This is a genomic window from Neisseria sp. P0022.S010 (assembly GCF_051956635.1).
The window spans coordinates 1-1,963 of sequence record NZ_JBQCXF010000547.1 but is presented as its reverse complement, the minus strand read 5'-3'; the positions used below and the strand labels follow the sequence as shown (position 1 = coordinate 1,963).

The following is a 1,963-nucleotide window of genomic DNA, read 5'->3' as shown; positions in this document are numbered from 1 at the left end:
TTTCAAGTTTGCGGACAACGTGCGAACACGTCATCACAACTTTTACCAAACCATTGCCTGCTTCGCCTTCAACTTCGGTTTCAGCCAGCTTGGCTTGTGCCTTTTTCATGTTTTCCTGCATTTGTTGCGCCTGTTTCATCAGGCCGCCTAATCCGGCTTTTCCGAACATGTTTTACTCCTATGGGTTTGAATAAATGGATTTCACTCATGCCGTCTGAAAAACGCTCTTGCCTTTCAGACGGCCTTGTATATCAGTATTTTAAGAATGTCCTGCCAACTCTAAAGAATCCGGCAGCCATTGTGCTTCAAAGGTTTGCAAGATTTTCTGCGCCGTTGTATCCGCTTCCAGCAAATCTTGCGCCTGCTGTCGTCCTTCTTCTTGAATACGTTTGCGGCGCATAACCGGCGTTTCCCAGCCTTTATCATCCTGCCAAGGCTCGGTTTGCAGCCTTAAATTGCCAAGATGGTAGGCCTCGCTCAACGTCTGGCAAATTTTATCCAAGCGCTCTTTATTGGCAGTCGCTTTGGCCTCATCCGTCAACGACAGCATGATTAACCCTGCCTCCGCATCATAACTCGTCCATGCCGCATTTTGCGCCAACATCTGCGCCGCGCCTAATTTACGGGCGAAGCGTTCGATAATGCTGTGCCAATTCTCAGTTTTAAACTCAGGCAAAGGAGCGAACTGAAGCTCTTCTTCATCCCCCTCCTCTTCTTCAGGCTCAGTAGACGCAACCGGCTGTGGTACTTCCATCACATCAGCACGGTGTGAATCTTCATATGTATATGCTTCATCAAAATACGGAGGCGGAATTTCCTCATCCATGTGTGGATATTCTTCCGGCGCAAGGGCCGTCTGAACTTTTGCAACAGGCAATGGTGCCTCCGCTTCTTGCATCTGCGCCGTTTGTGTTTGAGGCGGCTCAGCCGATACTTGGCTCGGCATTTCCTCCCAAGGTGGCACATCCGCCTGTTGTTGAGCAGACTGAATAGTTTCTTCAGACGGCCTTTCAACGGCATCCTGTTTAGTCGGAACAGCCTCTTTCTCAACCGCAGGTGCTGCTATCGGCTCAGATTTCGGCAGCTGAAAAGGCTTTTTTTCGGCCTCAGCTTTCTGATGGTCGGAATGCAAATCCGTGTGTTCAATTTGACTTTGCGTATCGCAACCCGAAGCAGCCAACGGCGCAAATGCAAGCATGCGCAAAAGCGTCATGACAAAACCGGCATACTCGTCCGGAGCCAGCGGCAAATCCTGTTTGCCATGAATAGCACATTGATAATAAAGCTGAATCTGCTCGCCACTCAAAGCCTGACTTAATTGCAGCAAAGTTTCACGTTCAGGGTCATTATTCGCTAAGGCGGAAGGAATGGTTTGAATCAAAGCCAAACGTTGCAACAGCATGGCCAATTCTGCCAATGCGCTGTCAAAACCAATCGCTCTGGCAGACATTTCCTGAGCTTTTTCCAGCAAGGCCTCACCGTTTTGATTGATGATTCCTTCAAGCAACTCAAACAAATATTGCTTATCGACCGCTCCGATCATTTGGCGGACATCTTGTTCGGCCACTTTACCCGAACCCATGGCAATCGCCTGATCCAAAAGACTCAACGCATCGCGCATCGAGCCGGCGGCGGCACGCCCTAAAAGCTGCAAAGCCTGCGGCTGATAAGGTACATTTTCACGGTCCAGGACATGTGCCAAATGCTCGGCAACCTGTTGGGTTGTCATGTTGCGTAAAACAAACTGCAAACAGCGGCTCAATACGGTAATGGGGACTTTATGCGGATCGGTGGTCGCCAAAATGAATTTAACGTGCTCAGGAGGCTCTTCCAAAGTCTTCAGCATGGCATTGAACGCGCTTTTGGAAAGCATATGCACTTCGTCGATGATATAGACTTTGTATTTACCCGCAGTCGGCGCGTATTGCGCGTTTTCCAACACTTCGCGGATATTGTCGATACC

Annotated in this window: 2 protein-coding genes; both read right to left on the bottom strand. The window is 49.4% G+C overall.

The window, feature by feature from the left end:
• Nucleotides 1–169 (bottom strand): YbaB/EbfC family nucleoid-associated protein (locus ACTHUT_RS19230; RefSeq protein ID WP_440419438.1); only part of this gene is annotated, 169 nt, incomplete at its 3' end.
• 90 nt (nucleotides 170–259) lie between these two features.
• Nucleotides 260–1,963 (bottom strand): DNA polymerase III subunit gamma/tau (gene dnaX, locus ACTHUT_RS19225; RefSeq protein WP_440419436.1); only part of this gene is annotated, 1,704 nt, incomplete at its 5' end.